Source organism: Antarcticimicrobium sp. (assembly GCF_029212575.1).
Lineage (GTDB): Bacteria > Pseudomonadota > Alphaproteobacteria > Rhodobacterales > Rhodobacteraceae > Antarcticimicrobium.
In genome coordinates, this window is record NZ_JARGPK010000012.1 from 1 (window position 1) to 19921 (window position 19921).

Genomic DNA, 19921 nt, shown 5'->3' on the forward strand with positions numbered 1-19921 from the left:
GGCGGCGCGCTGCCGGCGATCGACATGATGCTGCACCTGATCCGCGCCCGGTTCGGCGCCGCGCTCGCCGCCCGGGTCGCCGGGCTCTTCCTTCACGACAGCCCGGGCGACCCGGCCCGCGCCCAGCGGCGCGGCGGCGACCCGCGCCACGCGCCGCTGACCGCGCGGGCCGACGCGCTGATGGAACAGACGCTCGACGCGCCGCTGCCGATCGCCGCGATCGCCCGCCGCTGCGGCGTCAGCCCCCGCACGCTGGAGCTGCAGTTCCGCGTCCGGCTGGAAACCACGCCGCAGGCCCATTACCTGGACCTGCGCCTGGCCGAGGCACGGCGGCTGGCGCTGGAAACCGACCTGCCGCTGACCGAGGTGGCGCTGGCCACCGGCTTTGCCTCGCAATCCAGTTTCGCCCGCGCCTTCCGCGCCGCACACCACCAGTCGGCGCGGGCGTTGCGCAAGGCCAGATCCCGGACGAACAACGCGCCCTAACGCGTTGCCATTTCGACAATAAGCCCTTGCGCCGCAGGCAGGCCGCGCAAGCAGGTTTCAATAGGGCATCGGATGCGCCCGGTGCGCCGCGTCGATCTCGGCCAGGACCTCCTCGCTCAACACCACCTCGACCGATCCCAGCGCGCGTTCCAACTGATCCATATGGGTCGCGCCAAAGATCGCCGAGGCCATGAACGGGCGTGTCCGGCACCAGGCCAGCGCCATATGCACCGGGTCGAGCCCGTGGCGCGCGGCGATCTCAAGATAGGCCGCCACCGCCGCGAAGGCGCGCGGCCCCTTGCGCCCGCCCAGCTCCGACACCAGCGACATGCGCGCCCCCTCGGGCACCGCGCCCTGCTGGTACTTTCCGGTCAACAACCCGGCGGCCAGCGGCGAGAAGGCCAGCAACCCCACGTCCTCGTTGACGCCGAGTTCGGCCAGATCGGTATCGTAGAGCCGGCACATCAGCGAATATTCGTTCTGGATCGAGGCGACGCGCGGCCCGCCCCCCTGCTCGGCCAGCCGCAGCCATTGGGCGGTGCCCCAGGCGCTCTCGTTCGAGAGGCCAAAGTGACGGATATTTCCCTTGTCCAACTGCCGCTGCAGCGCGTCGAGGCACTCCGCCATGTTGGCCAGCGTCTCCTCCCGGTTCTGGCCCGAGGGGTCGAAGGTCCAGTTCTTGCGGAACATGTAGCTGCCGCGATTGGGCCAGTGGAACTGGTAGAGGTCGATATAATCCGTCTGCAACCGCCGCAGCGAGCCCTCGATGGCCTGCGGGATCGTCGCCGCGCTGATCGGGGCGCCGTCGCGGGCATGGGCCATCCCCTCGCCCGAATGCTTGGTGGCCAGGATGTAATCGCCCCGCCGCGCGGGGTTGGCGGCGTTCCACGTCCCGATGATCTCCTCGGTCCGCCCCAGGGTTTCCGGGCTCACCGGGTTCACCGGGTACATCTCGGCGGTATCGACGAAATTGATGCCGGCGGCCAGCGCCCGGTCGATCTGGGCGTGGCCTTCCGCCTCGGCGGTCTGGGTGCCGAAGGTCATCGTGCCCAGGCACAGTTCCGATACGGTCAGGCCGGTGCGGCCCAGCGGGTTCATCTTCATGGGGTGTCCTCGGGTTGGGTCGCGCGGACCCTAGCGGCTGGCACGGCAGGGGCAACCCGAAGCGACGGCTTTCGGAGATGCCGCTGACGCGGCAGGCCTCCGGCGGGAGTATTTCGGGCCAGAAAAAGGGTTTCCTCAAAAGGCTCGCGGCGGTCCGGTGGGACCTGTGGAGCATTGAGAACGTTACGGGAACATTCTATCCTGCCCCCATGCCGACTCACCTGCTCAGCCGCGCGCCGGAGCGCAAGCGCCCGCAGCTTGCGCTGCACCCCGGGATCACGCTCGCCCGCGCCCGGGCGCATGAGGTCTGCGGCCCGGCGCGCTGGACCTTTGCCCTGGCGCTGGCGGGCCGGAGCCGGGGGCCGGTGCTGTGGATCGCCCCGGGCTGGGAGCGCGCCGGGCTGAACCCCGACGGCATGGCGGAGTTTGCCGATCCCGGCCGCTTCCTCTTCGTGCATCCGCGCCGGGGCGAGGACCTGCTGTGGTGCGCCGAGGAGGCGCTGCGCGCCGGCGCGGTGGCGCTGGTGGTGACCGAACTGCCGGAGCCGCCGGCGCTGACCCCGGTGCGGCGGCTGCACCTTGCGGCCGAAACCGGGGCAGAGCGCGGTACGGCGCCGCTGGGGCTGCTGCTGACGCCGGGCGATGGCGGCGCGCAGGGCATCGAGAGCCGCTGGCACATGGCGCCGGCGCATGAGGGCGCCCAGGGCATCGAGAGCCGCTGGCACCTGGAGCGGCGCCGCGCCCGCAGCGCGCCGCCCAGGGCCTGGACCCTGGCCCGGGGTCGCCACGGGCTGGAGGTGGTCCGGCAAGAGGACGCCCCGCGCTGATCGCGCGGTCCATCCGCGACAGGAAAAGTCGAGAAATCGCTCGACACCGCAGGGCGGTCCGCCATTGTGGCCCTGTCATGCGCCTGATCATTTCCTTTTCCGCCCTCTTTCTCTCGGTCCTTCTGCTGCAACTCTCGTCCGGCGGCGTCAGCCCGCTCGACGCGCTCTCGGGGCTGGCGCTTGGGTTCTCCACCGCGCAGATCGGGATCCTGGGGTCCTCGCATTTCCTGGGCTTCTTCATCGGCTGCTGGTGGGCACCGCGGCTGATGGGCACGGTCGGCCATTCGCGCGCCTTTGCCGCCTTTACCGCCGCCGGCGCCATCGGCCTCCTGGCGCATATGCTGGTGATCAGCCCCGCCGCCTGGGCGATCATGCGGGTGGCGACGGGGCTGTGCATCGCCGGCTGCTATACCATCATCGAGGCCTGGCTCCAGGCCAAGGTCACCAACGAGAGCCGCGGCCGCGCCATGGCCACCTATCGTGTGGTCGACATGTCGGGCTCGCTGGTGGCGCAGCTGATGATCGGCGTGCTGGAGCCGGCCAGCTACGTGTCGTACAATTTCCTGGCCATCCTGTGCTGTGCCGCGCTGCTGCCCTTGACCCTGACCCGGGTGAAGCAGCCGGAAACCCCCGATGCGCCCCGGCTGCGCCCGATGCTGCCGATCCGACGCTCACCGCTGGCGGTGGCCGGGGTGCTGGTCGCGGCGCTGTCCTCGTCCAGTTTCCGCATGGTCGGGCCAGTCTATGGCCAGGAGGTGGGGTTGAGCGCGGATCAGATCGCCACCTTTCTCGCCGCCTTTGTCCTGGGCGGCGCGCTGGCGCAATACCCGGTGGGCTGGCTGGCGGACAAGTTCGACCGCCGCTGGGTGCTGATCTGGCTCTCGGCGGCCACCATCGGTGCCTCGGGCATCACCATCCTGGCCGAGAACAGCGGCACCTGGGGGGTGATGGGGGCGGCCTTCCTGTTCGGGTTGATGAGCTTTCCGATCTACTCGGTCTCGGCCGCCCATGCCCATGACTTCACCGAGGTCCATGAGCGGGTCGAGCTTTCGGCGGCACTGATGTTCTACTTTGCCCTCGGCGCCATCGCCGCGCCCTACGTCGCCTCGCTGCTGATCGACGCCTACGGGCCGCCGGCGATGTTCACGCTGATCTCCGTGGCGCATCTGGTGCTCGTCGGGTTCGGCCTGTGGCGGATGCGCGCGCGCCCCGGCGTGATACGGCGGACCCCCTATGTCTACAGCCCGCGCACCTCTTTCCTGATCGGACGGCTGACCGGACGGCAGCGCGATCACAGGGACGACGACAGCGCCGACGACGACAGGGGGTGACGCCCCCGCATGCCTGCGTTACACACGCCGCGCAGTCAGCAAGGCGACGGACGACATGGCACGCATTCTCATCACCTCGGCGATCCCCTACATCAACGGGATCAAGCATCTGGGCAACCTCGTGGGCTCGCAACTGCCCGCCGACCTCTTTGCCCGCTACCAGCGCGGCCGTGGAAACGAGGTGATGTACCTCTGCGCCACCGACGAACATGGCACGCCCGCCGAACTGGCCGCCGCCAAGGCCGGCAAGCCGGTGGCGGAGTATTGCGCCGAGATGCACGGGGTGCAGGCCGATATCGCAACCCGCTTCGGCCTCTCCTTCGATCACTTCGGCCGCTCCTCCAGCCCGCAGAACCACAAGCTGACCCAGCATCTCGCCGTGAAGCTTTTCGAGAACGGGCTGATCGAGGAACGCGCCGAGACCCAGATGTATTCGCCCACCGATGGCCGCTTCCTGCCCGACCGCTATATCGAGGGCACCTGCCCCAATTGCGGTTATGAGAGCGCGCGGGGCGATCAATGCGACAACTGCACCAAGCAGCTCGACCCTATCGACCTGATCAACCCGCGCTCCACCGTCTCGGGCGCGACCGACCTGGAGATGCGCGAGACCAAGCACCTCTACCTGCTGCAATCGAAGATGAAGGACCAGTTGGAGGAGTGGATCGACACCCGCGAGGGCTGGCCGCTGCTGACCACCTCGATCGCCAAGAAATGGCTGACCGACGGCGACGGGCTGCAGGACCGCGGCATCACCCGTGACCTGAACTGGGGCATTCCGGTGCAATTTGACGGCGCACCGTGGAGCGGCATGGACGGCAAGGTCTTCTACGTCTGGTTCGACGCGCCGATCGAGTACATCGCCTGCGCGCTGGAATGGGTCGAGGCCGGCAAGGGCACCGACTGGGAACGCTGGTGGTGCACCGACAAGGGCGCCTCGGACGTGACCTATGTGCAGTTCATGGGCAAGGACAACGTGCCGTTCCACACCCTCAGCTTTCCCGCCACGATCCTCGGCAGCGAGGAGCCGTGGAAGCTGGTCGATTTCATCAAGTCGTTCAACTATCTGAACTACGATGGAGGCCAGTTCAGCACCTCGCGCGGGCGCGGCGTGTTCATGGACCAGGCGCTGGAAATCCTGCCGGCGGATTACTGGCGCTGGTGGCTGCTGAGCCATGCGCCGGAAAGCTCGGATTCCGAGTTCACCTGGGACAATTTCCAGGCTTCGGTGAACAAGGATCTGGCCGACGTGCTGGGCAATTTCGTGTCCCGCGTCACCAAATTCTGCCGCTCCAAGTTCAGCGAGGCGGTGCCGCAGGGCGGCGCCTATGGCGCACAGGAACAGGCGGTGATCGACGAGCTTTCAACCCGCATCCGCGCCTACGAGGCGCACATGGAGGCGATGGAGGTGCGCAAAGCGGCGCAGGAGTTGCGGGCGATCTGGGTCGCAGGCAACGAATACCTGCAATCCGCCGCGCCCTGGGCCACCTTCAAGGAAGACCCCGTACAGGCCGCCGCGCAGGTGCGGCTGGGGCTGAACCTGATCCGGCTTTACGCGGTGCTTTCGGCGCCCTTCATCCCCTTTGCCTCGGCGCAGATGCTGACCGCGATGGGTGTGGAGGATGCGCAATGGCCCGGCGACGTCGCCGAGGCGCTCTCGGCGCTGCCCGCCAGTCATGCGTTCACCGTGCCGGACAACCTGTTTCGCAAGATCACCGACGACGAGCGCGAGGACTGGCAGGCGCGCTTCGCCGGGGTGCGAACCTAGGCGGTTTTCCGGTCAGACCAAGGAACCACAGGGCGCGCTGCGGCGCGCCCTTTTGCGTTCAACGGAAACCGGCCCCCTGTCTCAGTCGATGATCGGGGTGGACAGCGGCCCCTGAAATGGTGGCGCCTGCTCCAGCGTGGTGCCGCCCCGGGCCGCGCGGGCCTGATGGCCGATCTCGGAACAGGCGGTGAAATCGCCGTTCGTACATTGCGCCTTGCGCGCATACCATGCGTCGGCATAGCGATGGCCGCATCCCGCGACGGTGAGTGTCAAAACGATCAGAGCAATTCCCGTTCTCATGTCCCCGGACCCCTTGAAATACCTTTCGCCCAGTTTGCGGGATTTTGACCCAAACGGCAAAGGGTGATTTCACCCATGAGGCGAAACCGCACACAGTCCTGTGGCCAAATTTTAAACCCAAAAAATCCAATACCTTGCCGAAGGTTTATGATCAGATACCTGAAATCGGAATCGCGCAAGACAGGGCCGCGCCGCAATACGGCACGGCCCCTTTGGCCTAAAGCCCGGCGGCGGCGACCGCCTTGACCAGCTTGCCGGCGATCTCGTCGGCCTCGTCGCGGGTCAGGCAGAACGGCGGCGCAAAACCGATGATATCGCCCTGCGGCATGGCGCGGCCGATCACCCCCTGCTCCAGCAGCTTGGCGGCCACCGTCGGACCCACCTTGTCGCCGGCGTCAAAGAAGCTGCGGCTGTCGCGATCCTTGACGAACTCCACCGCGCAAAGCAGCCCCTCGCCGCGGATATCGCCCACATGGGCGTGATCGCCCAGCGCCTGCGTCAGCACCTGTTTGAGATAGGCGCCGGTCTCGCCCGCGTTGCGGATCAGGTCCAACTCGTCGATCAGCTTGAGGTTGGCTACCCCGGCCGCCGCCCCGATCGGATGCGCCGAATAGGTCCAGCCGTGGCCGATCGGGCCGTTCTCGTCGGTGCCCTGCTCCAGCACCGCCCAGACCTTGTCCGACACGATCGAACCCGACAGCGGCGCATAGGCGCTGGTCAGCCCCTTGGCGATGGTGATGATGTCGGGACGGATACCATAGTGCTCGGACCCGAACATGCTGCCCAGACGCCCGAATCCGGTGACCACCTCGTCGGCGATCAGCAGGATGTCGTGCCGGTCCAGCACGGTCTGGATCGCCGGCCAGTAGCCCGCCGGCGGCGGCACCAGCCCGCCGGTTCCCAGCGCCGGTTCGCCGATGAAGGCGGCGATGGTATCGGCGCCCTCCTGTTCGATCAGCGCCTCGAGGCTTGCCACGCATTGGGCGGTGAACTGTTCCTCGGTCTGATCGAGGGTCTCGCGGCGGAAATAATAGGGCGCATCGGTATGGATCACCCGGTCCAGCGGCAGGTCGAATTTCTTCTGGAACGCCTCCAACCCGGTGAGCGAGCCGGTCATCAGCCCCGAGCCGTGATAACCGCGCCACCGGCTGATGATCTTTTTCTTCTCGGGCCGCCCGAGAATGTTGTTGTAGTACCAGACCAGCTTGATGTTGGTCTCGTTCGCGTCCGAGCCGGACTGGCCGAAATAGACCTTGCTCATGTGGTCCGGCGCCCGGTCCAGCACCATCTTGGCCAGCGTGATGCTGGCCTCGGTGCCGTGGCCGACATAGGCGTGGTAATAGGCCAGTTCGCGCGCCTGATCCGCGATTGCCTCGGCAATCTCTTGACGGCCATAGCCGACGTTGACGCAATAGAGCCCGGCAAAGGCATCGAGCAGCCGGTTGCCGTCACGATCCTCGATATGACAGCCCGATCCGCCGGTGATCACCCGTTGCGGCAGGTTGCCCCGGGCGAACTCGGCCAGATGGGTCGAGGGGTGGAAAAAGTTGTCGCGGTCCCATTGTTCCAGTTGGTCGTTCTTCAGCATGTCGGTCCCATTCTTCGATTTCGTTGCGCCACACCGGGCTCAGCCCCAGTCGCGGCAGACGTATTTGAGTTCCATGAATTCCTGCATGCCCAGCCGCGCCCCCTCGCGGCCCAGCCCCGATTGCTTGGTGCCGCCGAACGGGATCGGCGCGCCGGTGACCTTGGTGCGGTTGACCGCCACCATGCCGAAGTTCAGCGCCCGGCTGACCCGGTAGATCCGGCGCGGGTCCATCGAATGCACATAGGCGACCAGCCCGTATTCGGTGGCGTTGGCCCGCGCGATCACCTCCTCCTCGCTGTCGAAGGGGGTGATGGGGGCGACCGGGCCAAAGGTTTCCTCGCGCATGATCGCCGCCGTATCCGGCACGTCGGTCAGCACCGTGGGCTGATAGAACAGCGGCCCCAGCGCGTGCCGCTTGCCGCCGCAGGCCAGTGTCGCGCCTTTGTCCAGCGCGTCGGCGACATGCGCCTCCTGCTTGGCGACGGCGCCCTCGTTCATCAGCGGGCCGATGTCGGGGTCGTCCATGCCCCGCCCGAGGGTCAGGGCGCGGGTGGCCTCGGTGAACTTGGTACAGAATTCGGCATAAATCGGACGTTCCACATAGATCCGGTTGGCGCCCAGGCAATCCTGCCCGGAGGTGGCGAATTTCGCCTTGATGGTCTCGGCCACCGCCTCGTCCAGATCGGCGCCCTTGAACACGATCACCGGGGCGTGGCCGCCCAGTTCCATCACCAGTTTCTTGATCGTCGCCGCCGAGTCGCGATACAGGATCCGCCCGACCTCGGTCGAGCCGGTGAAGGAGAGCGCCCGCACCCGCGCATCGGCGGTCCAGGGCGGCACAACGGTGCTGGCCCGGCCCGTCACCACGTTGAACACCCCCGTCGGCACCCCGGCCCGTTCGGCCAGTTCGGCGAGCGCGATCGCCGACAGCGGCGTCTCGGAGGCGGGATGCGCCACCACGCTGCACCCGGCGGCCAGCGCGGCGGCAGCCTTGCGAGTCAGCATGGCGGCGGGAAAGTTCCACGGCGTGATCAGGGCGACGACGCCCACCGGCTCCAACCACAATTCCACCTCGGCGTCGGGCAGATGGCTTGTGACCCCCTCGATATTGGGGCGCTTGGCCTCTTCGGCGTAATATTCGACGAAGGCGGCGGCATAGTCGATCTCGCCCCGCGCCTCTGACAGCGACTTGCCCTGCTCCAGCACCATGATGCGGGCCAGATCCTCGCGATTTTCGATCATCAGATCGAACCAGCGACGCAGGATCCCGGATCGCTCTTGCGGCAACAGGCCGGCCCAACCGGCAAAGGCGGCCTGCGCCGCATCGATGGCCGACGCGCTTTCCTCGGCCGAGAGGCTGGCCACATCGGCAAGGAAATCGCCGCTGGCCGGATCGCTCACCACAAAGGTCTCGCCCGAGGCGGCGGCGCACCATTTTCCGCCGATATAGGAAAAGCTGCGCAGCAGACGTTTGTCGGTGATGTCCCTGCGCGCGGAAATGGCCGTGTCGGACATGCCTGTGACTCCCTTGTTCGCTGATGCGAGGGTGTCATGGCCAAGGAAGCAATTGAGACCGAATATCCCGCCGGAGGCAGACGATTCCTCTCCTCCGCGCGGGTCAGGGAGAGGAATCGTCTTCGCGCAGCAGAAGATCGAGCGGCGGCACCCCGCCCGACTTCACCGGTTTGGTCACCACATAGGTGAAGTAGCGCGCCAGCCCGATGCGCGCCTCGAGCAATTCGTCGATCAGCCGCTGATAGGCGTTGATGTCGCGGGTGACGATCTGGAGCAGGTAGTCATAGCCGCCGCCCAGCGCCCAGCAGCCGACCACCTCGTCATACCCGGCCACCGATGCCTCAAAGGCGCGGAAACTGGCGGCGGTATGATCGGAGAGTTCGGCGGCGACGAAAACGGTGACGTGCGGCGCCAGTTTCTTCAGGTTTATCCGCGCGTTGTAGCTTTCGATCAACCCGGATTTCTCGAGCTTTTTCTGTCGGTTCCAGCAGGGCGTCGGCGACAGGCCGACCCGGTCGCCCAGCGCTGCCTTGGTGATGCGACCCTCCCCGGCCAGCACCTTGAGAATCTCGATATCACGTGCGTCGGGCTTGGCCATCTCGCCTCACTGTCTCATCGGGCCCCCCGTCGGGATCTGGGGCACGGCCCCTGCCTATCAGAGGCGGGCAAGAGACAAAACATCTCTTGCGCGCGCTACGTCAGGCGCGGATCAGGGTGCCCGCATCGCCAATGGTCTGCATCACGTGGCTGGCGATGGCGGTGTCCTGCGCCCCGGTGCCGGTCAGATCGGCGATGGTGATATCGCCCGGCGCCTGCCGCCCGGTCCTTTTGCCCGCGATCACCTCGCCCAGTTCGGCGGGCGGGCCGCCGGTCCAAAGGCCGCTGGCAAGCGCCGCCTCCAGCTCGCCCGAGGTCTCGCACTGGCTGACCCGGTCGCAGACATAGGCGTCGGCGCGCACCAGGGCCTCGGGCTCGATCTCGGTCTTTCCGGCCTGGTCGGAGCCCATGGCGGTGACATGCAGGCCCGGATGCAGCCAGTCGGCCATGAGAACCGGCGCGCGCGCCGGGGTGGTGGTGACGACAAGCTGGCACTGCGCCACCATTCCGGCGGCATCCGGGGCCACCTCGGCCGGGATGCCCAGCGCGCGGGAAAGATCCTCGGCGCAGGCGGCGGATTTGTCGGCGTCGCGGCCATGTACCATCACACGGGTGAACGGCCGCACCAGATGCGCCGCCCGCATCTGCAATCGCGCCTGCAACCCGGTGCCGATCACTCCCGCCGTCTCCACCCGTTCGGGCGCGAGGTGACGCGCGGCGACCGCCCCGGCGGCGGCGGTGCGGATATCGGTGAGATAGCCGTTGTCGAGAAAAACCGCCTGCACCAGCCCGGTTTTCGCCGAGAACAGGATCATCAGCCCGTTGAGGCTGGGCAGGCCCAGTTTCGGATTGTCGAAGAACCCGGGGCTGACCTTGATCGCGAAGCCGTCGAAACCGGGGATATAGGCGGTTTTCACGTCGACCTCGCCGTTTGCAGCCGGCAGGTCCATCGAGAGGATCGGCGGCATCACCACCCCGCCCGAGGCCAGCGCGGCAAAGGCGCGCTCGATCACGTCCACTGTGGTCAGGTCCAGAGCGACCGCAGCGCGCAACTCGGGCTCGGTCACGATGCGGATGTCATGCGCCATAGCGTTTTCCCTTCAGCGTCAGATCGCCCAGTTGCACGTCCCGCCCCGCCATCAGCCGATGAAACAGCCCCATGTCGAGGTTGCGGCCGGTGATGATGGTGCCGACCGGCCCCGTGGCCTGCGGCAGCTTGCCCGCCAGCAGGGCCGCCAGACCCACGACGCTGCCCCCCTCGGCGACGATGCGGTCCTCGTAGAACAGCACCTGCATGGCATCGCGGATCTCTTCCTCGCTCACCAGCAGGGTGTCATCCAGGTAGTCACGGCAAAGCGGAAAGCTGAGCCGGTTCTGCATCCCGATGCCGCCACCGAGGCTGTCGGCGAGGCTGGGAACCTCGCGCACCTCGACCGGATGGCCGGCAGCAAGCGACAGGTGCATCGCCGCGCCCCGGTCCATGGTCACGCCGATCACCTTGACCCCCGGGTTGATCGATTTCGCCGCCAGCGCCACCCCGGCGGCCAGCCCGCCGCCCGAAAGCGGCACCAGGATCATGTCGAGATCGGGCCGCGCCTCCATCATCTCCAGCCCGATGGTGCCCTGCCCGGCGATCACCCGGGCATCGTCGAAGGGCGAGATTTCGACCAGCCCCTCGACCTCGACCAGCCGCTGGCTTTCCTCCAGTGCCTCGTCCTGGCTGGTGCCGCAGATCTTCACCTCTGCCCCCAGCGCGCGGATGCCCTCGACCTTGGCCTGCGGCACCAGTTCGGACATGCAGATCACCGCGCGCAGCCCCCGTTTCGCCGCCGCGTAGGCCACGCCGCGCCCGTGGTTGCCGGTGGAACAGCAGGTCACGCCCGCCGTGCCTTCCCGCAGGGACATCACCGCGTTCATCGCACCGCGCAGCTTGAAGGCTCCGATCGGCTGCATGTTTTCCAGCTTGAGCAGAACCTCCTGCCCGGTGCGGGCCGTCATGTACGGCGAAGGCACGAAGGGGGTGGCATCGGCGACGCCCCGGATCACCTGCCGCGCGGCGAGAATGTCGGAAAGGGTGAGAGGCATCGGCGCCCGCCTTGTTGCTGGTGGTTCGGCTCGTTGTGCAGAACACCGACTTGCCCCCCCTGCTGTCAAGGGGCGGCTCAGGCCGGTTGCAACGCCCCGAGGTCCAGCAGCGCGCCCGAAGCGCGCAGGCTGTCGCGAACCACCTCCGGCGCGAACCGGTCCTGCGCGGTCAGCGCGGCGGCGGTGCCGGCAGCCTGTCCGGTGGCCATCGCGGTGCCCATCACCCGGATCGCCGCGCCGGCCTTGCGGTCGCCATCGGCCAGCCGCCCGGCGCAAAACAAGTTGGGCGTATCCACCGAGTGCAGGCAGGAGAGCGGGATCTGGTAGGCGGACTTCTCCGGCGGGTAATCGAAGCTGCTGACGAAGCTGGCGCGGTCATGCCACTCTGCCCCCCAGGCGCCCAGCGCGATACAATCGTCGAACCGCTTGCGCGCGGCGATCTCACCCCATGTCAGCTGGTGGCGGCAATTCAGGTGGCGCGATTCCCGGGTGCCGATTTCCGGCCCGGTGGAGGCGAGATAGGCATCCTCGCAGCCCGGGATGGTGCGCACCGCGTCGAGATAGGCCCAGGCCTGCCGCCGCGCATCCGCCTCGGCCCGGCTGAGCGAAGCCCCGTCGCGCGGATCGTAATCGACCGAGGCGAGGTAGAGCACCATGTCACCCGAGATTGGCAGCCGCACGATCACGCAGCGGTCCTTGGTCACCGTGCCAGGGGCAAAGCCCTGGGCCGCGATGGCCGAAGCGATCTGGTCGGCGGTGACGGTCACATCCTTGGGGATACCGCCGAACCTTGTGCCCAGCGTGCCGAGGTTCACCCCGTCGGCATTGCCATAGCGGGTGCTTGCCCCGCCCAGCGCGGCAAGATCGCCCTCGCCGGTGCAATCGACAAAAGCGCCGGCCTGCACCGTGGTCTTGCCGCCGTGATCGGCAAAACTCAGCCCGGTGATCCGGTCGCCGTCGCGCACCGCATCGGTGACGAAGCCGCCGAACCGCACCTCGACACCGGCCTCTGCCGTCATCTCGTCAAACACCCGCTTGAGCGCCTCGGGCTCGAACACGGCAAAGACGCCGCGAAACCGCTGCGGCGGGGTCACCGCGCCCCGGGCGCGCAGCCGCGCGACCACCTCGGCGCCGATGCCGCCCACCGCCATTTGCGGCGGGTCGCCCAGCGTGTAGAGCCCGCAGAAGGTCAGCACGTTACGCGTCGTCGCCGCGCCGCCAAGGCAGCCGTGACGTTCCAGCAGCAGGGTTCTGGCCCCGCTGCGCGCGCTGGCGATGGCGGCGGCACTGCCGGCGGTGCCCCCCCCGGCGACGATGACGTCGTACCCGGGCATGCTCATGTCCTCCAACCCAGCAGGCGGCGCTCGATCATGCCGATGACGGTGCTGACCAGCACCCCCAGCAGCGACAGGATCACCACACCGGCGAACAGCCGTTCGAGGTCATAGAGCGACCCGGCCTGAAGGATATAGGCGCCGATACCGTATTCCGCGCCCAGCATTTCCGCCGCGACCAGCAGGATGATGGCGATGGCCAGGCTGATGCGCAGCCCCGACAGGATACCCGGCATCGCGCCCGGCAGCACGATCTTGCGCACGATCGACCACCACGACAGGCCAAAGCTTTGCCCCATGCGGATCAGCGTGCGGTCGACGTTGTCCACCGCGCCGTAGGTGGCGACGACCGTGGGGGTGAAGGTGCCAAAGGCGATCAGCGCGTATTTCGATCCCTCGCCGATGCCGAACCAGATCACGAACAGCGGCAGCAGTGCGATCTTGGGAATCGGGAACAGCGCCGCGACCAGCGGCACCAGCCCGGAGCGGGCGTAGGAGAACAGCCCGATCAGGATGCCGACGCTGACGCCGACGCTGGCGCCCAGCGCCGCGCCCACCGCCAGCCGCGACAGCGAGGGGCCCAGATGTTTGAACAGCAGCCCCGAATTGTACAATTCGCCGAAGGTTTTGAACACATCCGAGGGCTTGGGCAGGGTCAGGGCCGAGATCCAGCCGGTCTGCGTGCCCCATTCGGCGATCAGGATCAGAACGACGAAAACCGCAACCCCGACCCAGCGCTGCGAGCGCGGGGCAAAGCCGCCGCCGCGAAAGGCGATGGTCCGGGTTGGCGGCGTGTCGGCGGCGGGGGGTGTCGTGGTCAAGGTCGCGTCAGACATTGAGAAGCTCCGCATCCGCCGCGCGGGCCTCGTCGCGCATCAATTGCCAAAGGTATTGCTGTTTCAGGTCGAGGTCGGGATCGCCCATCTGGCGTGCCTCCAGCGGGGTGTCGATCTCCACGATCTCGCGGATCCGGCCCGGGCGGCGGGACAGCACGACGATGGAATGGCCCAGCCGCACCGCCTCGTGCAGGTTGTGGGTGACATAGACGGCCGTGAAGGGCTGGCGCACCCAGAGGCTGACCAGGTCGTCCATCAAGAGTTCGCGGGTCTGGCTGTCCAGCGCCGAGAGCGGTTCGTCCATCAGCATCACGGCGGGGTTTACCGCCAGCGCGCGGGCGATGGCGACACGCTGTTTCATGCCGCCCGAGAGCTGCTTCGGCAGCGCGTCGGCGAAATCGCTCAGCTTGGTGCGCGCCAGCACGTCGTCGATGATCCGTTTTGCCTCGGCGCCGCGAATGCGGTGATCCTCCAGCACCAGAGAGATGTTGCCGCGCACGCTGCGCCAGGGCAGCAGCGCGAAATCCTGGAACACGTAAGTCAGCGGGTTGAGGCAGTTTTCCGGCGGCGCGCCAACCTGGAGGATCTGGCCCGCGCCGGGCCGTTCGAGCCCGCCGATCAGGCGCAGCAGCGTGGATTTCCCGCAGCCCGAGGGGCCGACGATACACACGATCTTTCCCGTCGGTATGTTCAGGGTGATGTCGCGCAACACCTCGAACTCCTTGTAGGAATGGCCGATCGCCTCGAGCCTGATGTCCATTGCAGTCTCCGAAATCAGTTCCGGGGCGCGGGTCACGCCGCGCCCCGGAAAATGGGCATGGGTCAGCCGATGGTCTCGACGTAGGAGGGATCGACCAGCGTCTCCATGGTGACTGCGCTGTCGACCAGCCCCTCGGACTTGAACCAGTCGAGCTGATCCCTGACCGAGGCCAGGTTCAGCGCCGCGTTCTGGTTCAGGCGCATGGTGCCGTTGATGATCGACGGCGCCGCCTTTTCGCGCGGACGGTCGGTGTAGACGTATTTGTGGATCAGATCGACCATCTCGTTCACGCCGGCCTCGCCGCCGGATTGGTCGATCATCGCGCCGTTATAGTCGTCCACCCCGCGCGAGAACCCGGCGAGGAAACTTTCGGTCATCGCCCGTTCATCCGCCGCGTTCTTGGCCGAGGTGAAGACGGTGGTGACCTGGTAGTTCGGGATGTAATCCTGCACCGCGCCGACGATGTGCACCGCGCCCGAGCCGGCCAGCGGCTTGGCGATATGCGGCACGATGTTCCAGGCGTCGATCTGGCCCGACTTCAGCGCACCGATCACGGCGCCGACCTTTTGCAGCGGCTTGAACGACATCTCGATCCCTTCGGCCTTGGCGATCTGCGAGCCGACATAGTGGAACGACGAGCCGGTCTGGGTCACCCCGTAGCTCTTGCCGCCCAGTTTCGACGGGTGGTCGATCCCGGCCTGGAAGGCGGCGTCGGAAACCAGGATCTGCTGGCCGTCGATGCCCTCTTCCTCGGCCAGCGCGCCGCCGATCACCTTGACCGCGCCCTTTTGCGCCAGGGAGATCAGACCGCCGGAAATCGCGGTGACCGCATAGTTGATATCGCCGCTGGCGATGGCCACGGCCATCGGCTGGGCGGCCTGGAAAAAGACCAGTTCCGCATCGAGGCCGGCCTCGGTGAAATAGTCACGCTCGACGGCGACGAAACTGCCCGAATGCGAGGTGAAGCGCAGCGCGCCCACCTTGATCTTGCGATTGGCGGCGATGGCCGGGGCGGCCAGGGCCGTTGCGGCGGCGGTGCCCCCCATCAGGGCCAGTGCCTTGCGGCGGTTCAGTTTGATCATGGTATCCTCCCTAGTGATCACTCGTGGTTTCGGGGTCAGCCCCCGTCTCTCAGCTCGGCCTCGATATCGCGTTCCAGGATGGTGATCGCGGCGGGGGCGTCGCGCGCCAGAACCGCGTCGAGCAGCGCCCGCTGCCGCCCCTCGCGCGCGGCGAAATCCAGCATCCCCTCGCGCAAGAGCGCCAGTCGGAAGCGGCGGCTCTGGTCAAAGAACTTGCGTTGCAGATCGGTCAGGCGCGGACTGCCGCTGGCCTCGATCAGGGTGGCGGAAAAGGCGCGGCAGGCCTCGTCCCATTCCAGCGCGGTCAGGTTGTCGGGGGTGGCCTGCACCGCCGTCTCGGCCTTGCGCAGGGCATGGTGGGCGGCGATCACCCGCCCCTCCCAGGCGACGGTGCCATGGGCGATGGCCAGCGAAAGCGCCAGTTTCTCGATCTCGGCGCGGACCATGATGATGTCGCGCAGATCGTCCTCGGTGGCGGAGGTAACGCGAAACCCGCGCTGCGCGGTGGCCTCGACCAGCCCCTCGGCGCTGAGCATCCGCAGGGTTTCGCGCATCGAGTGGTTCGACCCGCCGTAGCGCCGCCGCAGCGCCTCGATCTTGAGCTTTTGGTTGGGTTGCAGCGCGCCGAAGGAGATGTCGCGCCTGACCGCCGAGGCCAGCATCGCCACGACGGTTTCGTCCTCCCTGTCGTCACGGCCGAATACCATTGTCATCCTTGCGCGAAAATATTGGACATTTTGCCATTTGTTTCATCATCCGGAAAAACGCGCAAGACTGTTTCCGAGGTCTCGGCGCGGGTCGGCTATCCGTCCCCGACTTCGATTCGGTCGTCGTCCGGGCGTTGAGAGGCCGCCTCGAAGCCGCCGATGATGTCGAGAAGCTCGGCGGTGATGACCGCCTGGCGCTGCTGGTTGTGGGTCCGGTGCAGGTCCTCGATCCGGTCGCCGATGCTCTTGTCCGCCGCCTGCATCGCCGACAGGCGTTCGGCGTGTTCGGCGGCGTGTGACTGAATCACCGCGCCGATGACCCGGGCCAGCAGCACCTGCCGGATCAGGGCGCGGGTCACGTCATTGGCCGGGCCGAACCGCACCGGCAACCGGCGCGACGGCCAGCGGCGCGCGCGCAGCCCGGCCAGCCAGTCGGGCGCGATGGGAAGCAGCGGCACCTCGACCGGCTGGCTGATCTGCGGCCCGCCGATGCGCTGGTGGAACAGCAGCAACCGGGTGGCCCCGTCCTGCGACCGCCAGCGATCCAGCAGGGTCAGAACGCGGCCGACCGTGGCGGGCAGCGCCTCGATCGTCGCCGGAGCCTCTTCGAGATGCGCCGGGGCCCCCGCCTCGGCCTGCCAGCTCGCCCCGGCGCGGGTGCCGATCACCATGGTCCGCCGGTCGCCGGTGCCGATCCCCTGCTCCGCAAGACGCTCCAGCGCAAAGCCCACGAGACGCTCGTTGAACCCGCCGCAGAGCCCGATTTCCGAGCCGATGAGAACGACGCCCACGCGCCCGCCTTCTTCGCCGCCGGGCCAGAGGCCGCTCTCGGGGGCGTCGTGCAGCGCCGCCTGCAGTCCCAGTTCAACCGTTTCAAGATAGTGCCGCATCGCCCGTTCGGCGACCTCGTGGCGGCGGATGCCCACCGCCGAGATCGCCTTCATCGTGCGCACCACCGATTGCAGGTCATGGGCGACCTCGATGTGACGGCTCAGATCCTCAAGCGTTTCCATCCTGCACCCCGTCCAGCGCCGCGCGGATCGCGTCGAGGATCGCTTCGCGCCGCGCCCCTTCGAGCGGCAGGCCCCGGGCGATCTCATCCGCCGCCGGCAGATCGGTGACCGCCGCCCGCACCGCGTCGCCGACGGCGGGAAAGACCGACAGCGCGATATCGTCCAGCAGCCCCTCGGAGACCGCCAGCAAAAGCGCGATCTGCTGCGCCAACGGGATCGGCGCGCCCTCGTCCTGTTTCAGCGCCTCGCGCACGGCGCGGCCCCGGTCGAGCTGGGCGCGGGTATCGTCATCCAGCCGGGCGCCGAAGCGGGCAAAGGATTCAAGCTCCTCGAACTGCGCATAGGCCAGCTTCAGAGGCCCGGCCACGGCGCGGAATGCGGCAAGCTGCGCCTTGCCCCCCACCCGCGAGACCGAGCGCCCGACATCCACCGCCGGAAGCTGGCCGCGCCGGAACAGCGCCGGCGAGAGATAGATCTGCCCGTCGGTGATCGAGATCAGGTTGGTCGGGAGATAGGCCGAGAGGTTCTGCGCCTGGGTCTCGACGATGGGCAGCGCGGTGAGCGAGCCGCCCCCGGCGGCCTCGCACAGTTGCGTCGAGCGTTCCAGCAGCCGCGAATGCAGGTAGAAGATATCGCCGGGATAGGCCTCGCGCCCCGGCGGGCGGCGCAGCAGCAGCGACAACTCGCGATAGGCGCGGGCGTGGCGGGTGAGGTCGTCATAGACGATCAGCACATCGCGACCGGCGCGCATGAACCCCTCGGCGATGGTGGTCGCCGCATAGGGGGCGACGTATTGCAGCCCTGCCGGGTCCTCGCCCCCCGCCACCACGACGACGCAATTGTCCATCGCACCCGCCGCGCGCAGCCGCGCGATCACCCGCGCGGTGGCATCGCCGCGCTGGCCGATGGCGCAATAGATCGAGATCACCTCGCCGCCGACGTGGTTGAGGATGGTGTCCACCGCCACCGCCGTCTTGCCGGTCTGGCGGTCGCCCAAGATCAACTCGCGCTGGCCGCGCCCGATCGGCACCAGCGCATCGACCGCCTTGATCCCGGTCTGGAGCGGCCGGGTCACCGGCGCGCGTTCGATGATCGCCGCGGCCGGCGCCTCGATCGGCGCCAGCCGGTCCGCCACCACCGGCGGACCATCGTCCAGCGCCACGCCAAAGGGGTCGATGACGCGTCCGAGCAGTCCCTCGCCAACTGGCACCGAGGCAACCCGGCCGCTGCGCCGCGCCGCCTGCCCCGGGCGCAAGCCTAGCGGATCGCGCATCAGCACGACCCCGGCCCGTCCTGGCGCCAGATCCAGCGCCAGGCCGCGCGCGCCGCCGTCGAAGTCGATCACTTCTTCCGACATCCCCTCCTGAAGGCCGTCGACCTCGACCACGCCGTGCAGCACGCGCGACACCTGCCCGCGTTCCTGCCGCGACAGCGTGGCGGGGCGCGCGGCCTCCTGGTCGATGCGGTCGAAAAGATCGTCTGCCAGCCGCTTCAGCGTCATGCGTCCTCCTGCGCGCCGGCCGTTTCGAGCGCGGCGGACACCTCCTCGGAAAAGCGATCCAGATGTTCGGCGACGGTCCAGCCCACGTGCTGCGCGCCCAGCCGCAGCACCACTCCGCAGGACAGGTCGGCATCCTCGGCAAAGACCGGCGTCACCGGCCTGCCCAGCAGATCGCCCACCGCCGCCGCCACCGCGTTTCGCGCGGTCGGGGTGAGCGGCAGGGACGACAGGATTTCCGGCGCTGTGCCGCGATCCGCGGCCTGACGCATCCGGTCGCGGTCCTCGGCACGCAATCCTGACAGGCGTGCGGCAAAGGTATGCGCCATGCGGTCGATGAGGTCCTGGTCGGCCATTTCGGACAGGATGGTACGCGCCATGATCACGAAGCTATCGCCAGCGCGGCGCCGCAGACGGTCGAGAAAGGCGGATTTCTCCGCCTCGATCTGCGCCCGCCAGGTTGCCCGCTGGGTCGTGACCTCGGCCTTGGCGGCGTCGATCAGCGCGCTCCGCCGGGCGTCGGCCTCTTCCTCGGCGCGCTGCAACCGATCATGGCGCGCCTGCTCCAGCGCATGGATGGCGGCGCGGTGTTCCTCGGCGGCGGCCTCGGCACTGGCGCGGGCGGCCTCAGCCTCGGTCAGGCGCTGCGTCACGGCCTCCTGCCGGGCCTTCAGGGCCCGCGCCAGCGGGCGGTAGAGCACCCAGCGCAACAGCAGCACCAGAACCAGGAAGTTCACGATCTGGGCGGTGACCGTGAGCCAGTCGATCTGCACCGTTCAGCCCCCCGCGCCCGGTGCGGCGGCCTCGATCGCCCAGGTCCAGAACGGATTGGCGAACAGCAGAATCATCGCGATCACGAAACAGTAAATCGCGGTCGATTCGATCATCGCCAGGCTGACGAACAGCGTGCGGGTGATGGTATTGGCCTCGTCCGGCTGCTGGGCGATGGCCTGCAATGCCTGGGCGGCGGCACGGGCCTCGCCCAAAGCCGGGCCGATCGAGCCGATGGCGATGGTGATCCCGGCGGTGAAGATCGAGACGGCGGCAATCAGGGTCAGCGCGTCCATTCAGCCTGTCCTTTCGCGTAGGG

The 19921-nt window shown here is 67.9% G+C and carries 20 protein-coding genes; 4 read left to right on the plus strand and 16 right to left on the minus strand.

All coding sequences use genetic code 11. The annotated features are described in order from the left end of the window. Positions 1-486 (plus strand): helix-turn-helix domain-containing protein (locus P1U75_RS01920; protein ID WP_300239125.1); only part of this gene is annotated, 486 nt, incomplete at its 5' end. A gap of 57 nt (positions 487-543) precedes the next feature. On the opposite strand, the gene P1U75_RS01925 is transcribed toward P1U75_RS01920, so the two are convergent. Continuing rightward, positions 544-1590 (minus strand): aldo/keto reductase, encoded by a 1047-nt coding sequence (locus tag P1U75_RS01925; protein ID WP_300239127.1) that lies wholly within the window; start codon positions 1588-1590, stop codon positions 544-546. A gap of 209 nt (positions 1591-1799) precedes the next feature. Here P1U75_RS01925 and P1U75_RS01930 point away from each other — a divergent pair, with 209 nt between their 5' ends. The 3 genes from P1U75_RS01930 (at position 1800) to metG (ending at position 5516) form a co-directional block, all read left to right on the plus strand. Next, on the plus strand, positions 1800-2417 hold the full coding sequence (locus P1U75_RS01930; protein ID WP_300239129.1) for a hypothetical protein: 618 nt from the start codon (positions 1800-1802) through the stop codon (positions 2415-2417). 77 nt (positions 2418-2494) lie between these two features. Continuing rightward, positions 2495-3748: an MFS transporter gene (locus tag P1U75_RS01935; protein ID WP_300239131.1), complete on the plus strand. Its 1254-nt coding sequence runs from the start codon at positions 2495-2497 to the stop codon at positions 3746-3748. A 55-nt stretch (positions 3749-3803) separates the two neighbouring features. Continuing rightward, the gene (gene metG, locus P1U75_RS01940; RefSeq protein ID WP_300239134.1) at positions 3804-5516 is read left to right on the plus strand and encodes a methionine--tRNA ligase; all 1713 of its coding nucleotides are present in this window, start codon (positions 3804-3806) and stop codon (positions 5514-5516) included. 81 nt (positions 5517-5597) lie between these two features. Here metG and P1U75_RS01945 read toward each other — a convergent pair whose 3' ends face one another. The 15 genes from P1U75_RS01945 to P1U75_RS02015 form a co-directional block, all read right to left on the minus strand. Beyond that, a complete protein-coding gene (locus P1U75_RS01945; RefSeq protein WP_300239136.1) occupies positions 5598-5816 on the minus strand; it encodes a hypothetical protein in 219 nt (72 codons plus the stop codon). A gap of 217 nt (positions 5817-6033) precedes the next feature. Further along, positions 6034-7404, minus strand: a complete 1371-nt coding sequence (locus P1U75_RS01950; protein WP_300239139.1) for an aspartate aminotransferase family protein — start codon at positions 7402-7404, stop codon at positions 6034-6036. 39 nt (positions 7405-7443) lie between these two features. Continuing rightward, complete coding sequence (locus tag P1U75_RS01955) at positions 7444-8919, minus strand: NAD-dependent succinate-semialdehyde dehydrogenase (RefSeq protein WP_300239142.1); 1476 nt, start codon at positions 8917-8919, stop codon at positions 7444-7446. 103 nt (positions 8920-9022) lie between these two features. Then, entirely contained in the window at positions 9023-9517 is a 495-nt protein-coding gene (locus tag P1U75_RS01960) for an Lrp/AsnC family transcriptional regulator (RefSeq protein ID WP_300239144.1), read from the minus strand. A 100-nt stretch (positions 9518-9617) separates the two neighbouring features. Further along, positions 9618-10604 carry a cyclodeaminase gene (locus P1U75_RS01965; RefSeq protein ID WP_300239146.1) on the minus strand — a complete coding sequence of 329 codons (987 nt, stop codon included), beginning with the start codon at positions 10602-10604 and terminating at the stop codon, positions 9618-9620. After that, positions 10594-11601 carry a hydroxyectoine utilization dehydratase EutB gene (eutB, locus tag P1U75_RS01970; RefSeq protein ID WP_300239148.1) on the minus strand — a complete coding sequence of 336 codons (1008 nt, stop codon included), beginning with the start codon at positions 11599-11601 and terminating at the stop codon, positions 10594-10596. Before eutB ends, P1U75_RS01965 begins: the two co-directional genes overlap by 11 nt. 77 nt (positions 11602-11678) lie before the next feature. Next, positions 11679-12935, minus strand: coding sequence for an FAD-dependent oxidoreductase (locus P1U75_RS01975; protein ID WP_300239150.1), 1257 nt, complete (start codon positions 12933-12935; stop codon positions 11679-11681). Between the two features lie 2 nt (positions 12936-12937). Next, positions 12938-13771 carry an ABC transporter permease gene (locus tag P1U75_RS01980; RefSeq protein WP_300239152.1) on the minus strand — a complete coding sequence of 278 codons (834 nt, stop codon included), beginning with the start codon at positions 13769-13771 and terminating at the stop codon, positions 12938-12940. Continuing rightward, entirely contained in the window at positions 13764-14531 is a 768-nt protein-coding gene (locus tag P1U75_RS01985) for an ABC transporter ATP-binding protein (RefSeq protein ID WP_300239155.1), read from the minus strand. Before P1U75_RS01985 ends, P1U75_RS01980 begins: the two co-directional genes overlap by 8 nt. 62 nt (positions 14532-14593) lie before the next feature. Continuing rightward, positions 14594-15613, minus strand: coding sequence for an ABC transporter substrate-binding protein (locus tag P1U75_RS01990; RefSeq protein WP_300239157.1), 1020 nt, complete (start codon positions 15611-15613; stop codon positions 14594-14596). 35 nt (positions 15614-15648) lie between these two features. Continuing rightward, entirely contained in the window at positions 15649-16320 is a 672-nt protein-coding gene (locus tag P1U75_RS01995; RefSeq protein ID WP_300239160.1) for a GntR family transcriptional regulator, read from the minus strand. A gap of 95 nt (positions 16321-16415) precedes the next feature. Next, a complete protein-coding gene (locus tag P1U75_RS02000) occupies positions 16416-17333 on the minus strand; it encodes a F0F1 ATP synthase subunit gamma (RefSeq protein ID WP_300239162.1) in 918 nt (305 codons plus the stop codon). Then, entirely contained in the window at positions 17320-18834 is a 1515-nt protein-coding gene (locus tag P1U75_RS02005) for a F0F1 ATP synthase subunit alpha (RefSeq protein ID WP_300239164.1), read from the minus strand. Before P1U75_RS02005 ends, P1U75_RS02000 begins: the two co-directional genes overlap by 14 nt. Then, complete coding sequence (locus tag P1U75_RS02010) at positions 18831-19604, minus strand: hypothetical protein (protein ID WP_300239165.1); 774 nt, start codon at positions 19602-19604, stop codon at positions 18831-18833. The genes P1U75_RS02005 and P1U75_RS02010 overlap by 4 nt, the downstream gene beginning before the upstream one ends. Positions 19605-19607: 3 nt before the next feature. Continuing rightward, complete coding sequence (locus tag P1U75_RS02015) at positions 19608-19898, minus strand: F0F1 ATP synthase subunit C (RefSeq protein WP_300239167.1); 291 nt, start codon at positions 19896-19898, stop codon at positions 19608-19610. Positions 19899-19921 lie beyond the last annotated feature (23 nt).